The sequence below is a fragment of the Aquipuribacter hungaricus genome, from assembly GCF_037860755.1.
GTDB lineage: Bacteria > Actinomycetota > Actinomycetes > Actinomycetales > JBBAYJ01 > Aquipuribacter > Aquipuribacter hungaricus.
Genome location: NZ_JBBEOI010000196.1, coordinates 1 through 6,593, shown reverse-complemented (window position 1 = coordinate 6,593; position 6,593 = coordinate 1). Strand labels below are relative to the sequence as shown.

At 75.9% G+C, this 6,593-nt stretch carries 5 protein-coding genes; 1 reads left to right on the top strand and 4 read right to left on the bottom strand.

Features of this window, described 5'->3' with window-relative positions:
- Nucleotides 1-133: 133 nt before the first annotated feature.
- Nucleotides 134-1,399: a phosphoribosylamine--glycine ligase gene (purD, locus tag WCS02_RS15850; protein WP_340294980.1), complete on the bottom strand. Its 1,266-nt coding sequence runs from the start codon at nt 1,397-1,399 to the stop codon at nt 134-136.
- A gap of 61 nt (nt 1,400-1,460) precedes the next feature.
- On the opposite strand from purD, the gene WCS02_RS15845 reads away from it, so the two are divergent.
- A complete protein-coding gene (locus WCS02_RS15845; RefSeq protein WP_340294978.1) occupies nt 1,461-2,501 on the top strand; it encodes an alcohol dehydrogenase catalytic domain-containing protein in 1,041 nt (346 codons plus the stop codon).
- Between the two features lie 21 nt (nt 2,502-2,522).
- On the opposite strand, the gene WCS02_RS15840 is transcribed toward WCS02_RS15845, so the two are convergent.
- From WCS02_RS15840 to WCS02_RS15830, 3 genes are all read right to left on the bottom strand, one after another.
- Nucleotides 2,523-3,797 carry a multidrug effflux MFS transporter gene (locus WCS02_RS15840; RefSeq protein ID WP_340294976.1) on the bottom strand — a complete coding sequence of 425 codons (1,275 nt, stop codon included), beginning with the start codon at nt 3,795-3,797 and terminating at the stop codon, nt 2,523-2,525.
- Between the two features lie 78 nt (nt 3,798-3,875).
- A complete protein-coding gene (locus WCS02_RS15835) occupies nt 3,876-5,162 on the bottom strand; it encodes an adenylosuccinate synthase (RefSeq protein ID WP_340294974.1) in 1,287 nt (428 codons plus the stop codon).
- Nucleotides 5,163-5,244: 82 nt separating this feature from the next.
- Nucleotides 5,245-6,270, bottom strand: coding sequence for an NAD(P)/FAD-dependent oxidoreductase (locus WCS02_RS15830; RefSeq protein ID WP_340294972.1), 1,026 nt, complete (start codon nt 6,268-6,270; stop codon nt 5,245-5,247).
- Between the last annotated feature and the right edge of the window lie 323 nt (nt 6,271-6,593).

The window sequence follows — 6,593 nt, the reverse complement described above, 5'->3', positions numbered from 1 at the left end:
CTTGCCCGCGGCCGGGCGCCCGCGCTCCGCACGCCCCGAGCGGCGACCGCCGCAGCCTGACCCCAGGCGCCCGGCGGCCGGCGGGAGGACCCCTCCCCCGCCGGTCGTCGGCGCCCCTGGGACGGGCTCCGGCTCAGCCCTCGGCGGCGACGTCGAGGCGCAGCTGGCCGCCCGGGACGTGCACGTGCTGGACGGCCTCGTAGGCGACCGAGCGCGCGGCGGCGACGTCGTCCCCGGTCCCCACGACCGTGAGCACGCGCCCGCCGGAGGTGACCAGGTGGCCGTCCCGCAGGGCGGTCCCGGCGTGGAGGACGTGGGCCCCGGGCACCGCGGCCGCCTCGTCCAGGCCGAGGACGGCGTCGCCGGTGCGGACGTCCGCGGGGTAGCCGGGGGCCGCGACGACGACCGCGACGGCCGCCCCGTCCTCGACCGGGGCGCCGTGGGCGGCCACGTGCTCGGCCAGCCGGCCCTGCGCGGCGGCCAGCAGCAGGCCGGACAGCGGGCTCCGGAGCCGGGCGAGCACCACCTGGGCCTCGGGGTCGCCGAAGCGGACGTTGAACTCGACGACCTTGGGGCCCTCGGACGTGAGCGCCAGCCCCACGTAGAGCACCCCGGTGAACGGCGTCCCGCGGGAGGCCATCTCGCGCAGGACCGGGCGCGTCACGCGTTCGAGCACGTCCTCGACGAAGCCCTCGGGCAGCCAGGTCAGCGGGGCGTAGGCGCCCATGCCGCCGGTGTTCGGCCCCTGGCCGCCGTCGCGCAGCCGCTTGAAGTCCTGCGCCGGCGCGAGCGCGACGACGTCGGTGCCGTCGCAGACGCAGAACACCGACACCTCGGGCCCGTCCAGGTACTCCTCGATGACGACGGTGCCGCCGGGCAGCTGGAAGCAGGCGGCCGCGTGCGCCAGCGCTGCCGCGCGGTCGTCGGTGACGACGACGCCCTTGCCCGCGGCCAGCCCGTCGTCCTTGACGACGTGCGGCGCACCGAGCTCGTCGAGCGCGGCGGCGACCTGGTCGACGTCGTGGCAGACGACCGGTCGCGCGGTCGGCACCCCGGCGGCTGCCATGACCTCCTTGGCGAAGGCCTTGCTCGACTCCAGCCGGGCCGCGGGGGCGGACGGGCCGAAGCACGGGATGCCGGTGGTGCTGCGGAGGATGTCCGCGGCGCCGGCGACCAGCGGCGCCTCGGGCCCGACGACGACGAGGTCGGCGAGCGCGGCGGTGGCGAGCTCGGCGATCCCGCTGAGGTCGGCCAGGTCGACGTGGCGGCAGTCCGCGCCCTCGGCGGCCATGCCCGGGTTGCCGGGGCCGGCGACGACCGCGTCGACCCCCTCCTCGGCGAGGAGCGACCGCACGAGCGCGTGCTCCCTGGCACCCTGACCGACCACGAGGACCCGCACGGTGGGCGAGGCTAGCGCCCCTGGGGCGGCGCGGCCGTCGGCATCCACGTACGGTCGCCGGGTGCGAGCCACCGTCATCCACGCCCCCCGCGACATCCGCTCCGAGACCCTCCCCGACCCGGTGGTCCGGGCGCCGCACGAGGCCGTCGTCCGGGTGCTGGCCGCGTGCGTCTGCGGCTCGGACCTGTGGCCCTACCGGGGCGAGAACCCGGTCGACGAGCCGCACGGCATCGGCCACGAGCACGTCGGGGTGGTCGAGGAGGTGGGCGCGGACGTGCGCGCGGTCTCGGTCGGCGACGTCGTGGTGGCGCCCTTCACGTGGTCGTGCGGGCGCTGTGCCCACTGCCTGGCCGGCGTGCACACCTCGTGCGTGGTGGGCGGGGTGTTCGGCGGCGAGCACGGCGCGCAGGCCGAGCTGGTCCGGGTGCCGCAGGCCGACGGCACGCTCGTCGTCGTCCCCGGCCACGACGCCGCCTCGCCTCCGGACGGCGACCTGCTGCGCGACCTGCTCGCCTGCAGCGACGTCATGGGGACCGGTTGGCACGCGGCCCGCTCGGCCGGGGTCCGCGAGGGCAGCACCGTGGTCGTCGTGGGCGACGGCGCCGTCGGGCTCTGCGGCGTGCTGTCGGCGGTCCAGCAGGGCGCGGCCCGCGTCGTGGTGATGAGCCGCCACGCGGACCGGCAGGCGCTCGCCGTGCGGTTCGGCGCCACCGACGTCGTCGCGGAGCGCGGCGAGGACGGCGAGCAGGCGGTGCTCGGCCTCACCGACGGGGTGGGCGCCGACGCCGTGCTGGAGTGCGTCGGCACGGAGGGGTCCATGACGACGGCGTTCGCCGTGGCCCGCCCCGGCGCGACGGTGGGGTTCGTCGGGGTCCCCCACGGCGCGACCCCCCCGGTGCGCCGCATGTTCCGGCACAACGTCGGCCTCGCGGGGGGCATCGCGCCGGTCCGGGCCTACCTGCCCGACCTTCTGCACCGCGTGCTCGCGGGGTCCATCTCCCCCGGCGCCGTCTTCGACCGCGAGCTGCCGCTGGCCGAGGCCGCGCAGGCCTACGACCTGATGGACCGCCGCGAGGCCGTCAAGGTGCTGCTGCGGCCGTAGCGGCCGCAGCGTCCTTGCTCGTCAGGTGGCGGTCGCCGGGGACTCCTCGGCGGGCGCGTCGGCCCGCACCGCGAAGGCCGTGGCCGCCGACGCCGCGAACAGCAGCGCCATGAGCCCGGTCATCGAGCTGGCCGTCACGGTGCCCATGACGCTGGCGAGCGGGCTGACGGCGCCGCCCACCGCGAACTGCAGGACGCCGACCAGGCCGGAGGCGAGGCCCGCGCGGGCGGCGGGCTGTGCGCCGAGCACGTGGGCCGACGCGGCCGGCATGGCGAAGCCGACGACGCCCATGGCGACGACGAGGCCCGCGATGAGGACGGGCAGCGGGAGGTCGCCGAGCATCGAGACCGCGAACACCGAGCCGATGGCGACGGCGCCGATGACGGGCGCGGCGCGCAGCACCGACAGCAGGCCGAAGCGGCCGACGAGGACGCTGGAGGCCTGGCTGCCGGCGATGAGCGACAGCGTCACGGCCCCGAACACCATGCCGTACTGCAGCTGGGAGACGCCGTACTGCTCCTGCAGCACGAACGAGCTGCCGTTGATGTACACGAACAGCCCGGCGAAGGCGAGGCTCGCCACCATCGCGGGCGCGATGAACGCCCGGTCGACGAGCAGGCGGCCGTAGGTCCCCGCGAGCCGGCTGACCGGGACCGGGGTCCGCTGGGCCTTCGGCAGCGTCTCGGGCAGGAGCACGGCGGTGACGACCGCGAGCAGCACCCCGATGACGGCGAGCAGGACGAAGACCCCGCGCCAGCTGGTCAGCTCGAGGATGAGCGAGCCGAGGAACGGCGCCACCATCGGCACGGCACCGACGACGAGGAACATCCGGGCGAAGGCCCTGGCCAGGTTCTGCCCCGTCGACAGGTCCCGGAGGATCGCCCGCGCGGTGACCATCCCGGCCGCCACGACGAAGCCCTGGACGAACCGGCCCACGGTGAGCAGCGCCAGCGTCGGGGCGGCGGCCACGAGCAGGGAGGACACCGACCACAGGGCGAGGCCGACGACGACCGGCAGCCGGCGGCCCACCCGGTCCGCGACCGGGCCGATGACCAGCTGGCCCAGCGCGAGACCGAACACGCAGGCGGTGAGCGTGAGCTGCACCTGGGTCTCGGCGACGCCGAACTCCGCGGCCAGCGTGGGGTACGCGGGCAGGTAGAGGTCGATCGTCAGCGGTCCCGCGGCGGTGATGGCCGCGAGCAGGACCAGCTCGCGCGGGCCGAGCCGGGAGAAGAAGCCGGCGCGGGAAGACCTGGTGGACGGACGGGTGGCGGGGGGCAGGGTCTCGGTACTCATCTGGGCCCAGGCTAACAGTTAGGTGCGCTAAGCACCCATCGGACCGGACGAGGGATCTGCCGCCGTCCCGCCCCGCGCTCAGCCGAGCAGGTCGTGGCGGACGACGGTCTCCTCGCGGCCCGGGCCGACGCCGACCGCGCTGATCCGGGACCCGCTCATCTCCTCCAGCGCGAGGACGTAGCGCTGCGCCGCGGCGGGCAGGTCCTCGAACCGGCGGACGCCGGTGATGTCCTCGGTCCAGCCGTCGAACAGCTCGTAGACCGGCTTCGCGTGGTGGAAGTCGGTCTGGCTGACCGGCATCTCGTCGAAGCGCGTGCCGTCGACGTCGTAGGCCACGCAGACCGGGATCTTCTCGAAGCCGGTGAGGGTGTCGAGCTTGGTGACGACGAAGTCGGTGACCCCGTTGACGCGCTGGGCGTAGCGGGTGATGACGGCGTCGTACCAGCCGCAGCGGCGGGGCCGGCCGGTCGTCGTGCCGTACTCGTGCCCGACCGCGCGCAGCCGCTCCCCGTCGGCGTCGAACAGCTCGGTGGGGAAGGGACCCTCGCCGACGCGGGTCGTGTAGGCCTTGACCACGGCGATGACCCGGTCCACCCGGTTCGGCGCGACGCCGCTGCCGGTGCAGGCCCCGCCGGAGGTCGCGTTGGAGCTGGTGACGAACGGGTAGGTGCCGTGGTCGACGTCGAGCAGCGTGGCCTGGCCGCCCTCGAAGAGCACCGTCCGGCCCGCGTCGAGCGCCTGGTTGAGCACCAGCCCGGTGTCCGCGACGTACGGCTCGAGCCGGTCGGCGAGGCCGAGCAGGGAGTCCGCGATCTCGTCGACGGTGATCGCGCGGCGGTTGTAGACCTTGACCAGCAGGTGGTTCTTCTGGTCGAGCGCGCCCTCGATCTTCTGGCGGAGGATCTTCTCGTCGAACAGGTCCTGCACCCGGATCCCGACGCGGTTGATCTTGTCCGCGTAGGCCGGGCCGATGCCGCGGCCGGTGGTGCCGATGCGCTGCTTGCCGAGGAACCGCTCGCTCACCTTGTCCAGGGTGCGGTGGTACGTGGCGATGACGTGGGCGTTGGCCGAGACGAGCAGGCGGGAGCAGTCGACGCCGCGGGCGGTGAGGCCGTCGATCTCCTCGAACAGCACCTCGGGGTCGATGACCACGCCGTTGCCGATGACGGGGACCACGCCCGGGCTGAGGATGCCCGAGGGGAGCAGGTGCAGCGCGTACTTCTCGTCGCCGACCACGACCGTGTGGCCGGCGTTGTTGCCGCCGTTGAACTTGACGACGTAGTCCACGCGCGAGCCGAGGGCGTCGGTGGCCTTGCCCTTGCCCTCGTCACCCCACTGGGCACCGATCAAGACGACTGCGGGCACGCGGCACTCCTCGGTCCTCGGTGGCAGGGCGGGGCGTCGGGCCGGCAGGCCCGTGGCGCCCCGAGCAGGCTAGTGCAGGCGCTCAGCCCGGCAGCCCGAGACGGCCGGCCAGCTCCTGCGCCAGCCGCGTGCCGGACAGCCAGGCCGCCTCGACCCGCGACCGCTCGCCCCAGGCGTCGCCGCACACCCCCACCGTGCCGTCGGCCGTGAGGGCGAAGTCCGGCGCCGGCCGGCTGCGGGACGGGCTGGCCAGCGACCAGCGGTGGGCACGTGCCCACTCCGGCTCCACCAGGGCGCGCCCGAGCACCCGGCCGAGCTCGTCGAGCACGTGCGGCACCGCCGAGCCGGGGTCGTCCAGCCGGCTCGCGGCGAACACGGGCGTGGTGTGGGCCACGAGCACCGGGGCGTCGTCGCCGCGGCGGCGGCCGTCGTCGGCCACCCAGTCCACGACCGCCGAGCCGTCGACGAACACGCCGTCGACCTCGGGCCAGCAGCGCTCGGTCCACGCGGCGTAGACGGCGATGCTCGGCCGCCAGTCCCAGTCCGAGCCGTGGAGCAGCTGCTCGGCGACCCCGGACGGGAGCAGGTCGACGGCCTGCGGGTCGGGCATGGCCAGCACGACCCCGTCGTAGCGCTCCCCGTCCACGAGGACCCCGCCCCCCTCGGCGGCGTCGACGGGCACGACCTCGGTGACCTCGCGCGGGTGCTCGACGTCCAGCCCCTCGGCCAGGTCCTCGACGAGCGAGCGCAGGCCCCCGGCGGCCGCCCAGCGCACGGGGCCGACCTTGGTGCCGACCAGGCCGTCGCCGTCGGACAGGTGGAAGGTGTCCGTCCACTCGCGGGCGAGGCCGCGCTCCTGCCAGTCGGAGACCACCGCGGTGAAGCCCTCGTCGCGCACGGTGAAGTACGAGGCCCCCGTGTCGACCACGTGCCGGCCGACGACGGTGTCGACGGTGCGCGCCGCCATGCGGCCGCCGAGCCGTCGGCCGCGGTCCACCAGGCGGACGTCGGCGCCGGAGCCCTGCAGCGCCCGCGCGCAGGCGACGCCGGAGATCCCCCCGCCGACAACGAGGACGCGTCCGGGGGCATCTGCAGCGCTCACGGGCACAGTGTGGTGGGCGTCGGCGGCCCCCGCACGGGCGGGGGCCCGTCCGACCCGGCGACAGGACCGGCCACGGACCGCCGGCGCGACGGGGCGGAGTCGCGCAGCGGTCGCGCGCGGGCCGGGGGGTCGTGACCACGGCACGCCCCCGCACGCGTCATGATGGTCGCGCGCCGGGCAACGCGAGGTGGTCGGCGGGTGGTCCCGAAGGGGTCCGGGACTACCGGGGGCCGCGACGTGAGAGCGGACGCGGCCCCTCAGCCCGCCCCGCGCGGCAGGCGCGGGGTCCGGGGCGTCGCGCGGGTCCTGCGGGTCGCGCCTGCGGCCGG

Excerpts from the sequence above, each read along its gene's own strand:
- WCS02_RS15840 (WP_340294976.1), bottom strand. The coding sequence starts at position 3,797 with ATGAGTACCGAGACCCTGCCCCCCGCCACCCGTCCGTCCACCAGGTCT.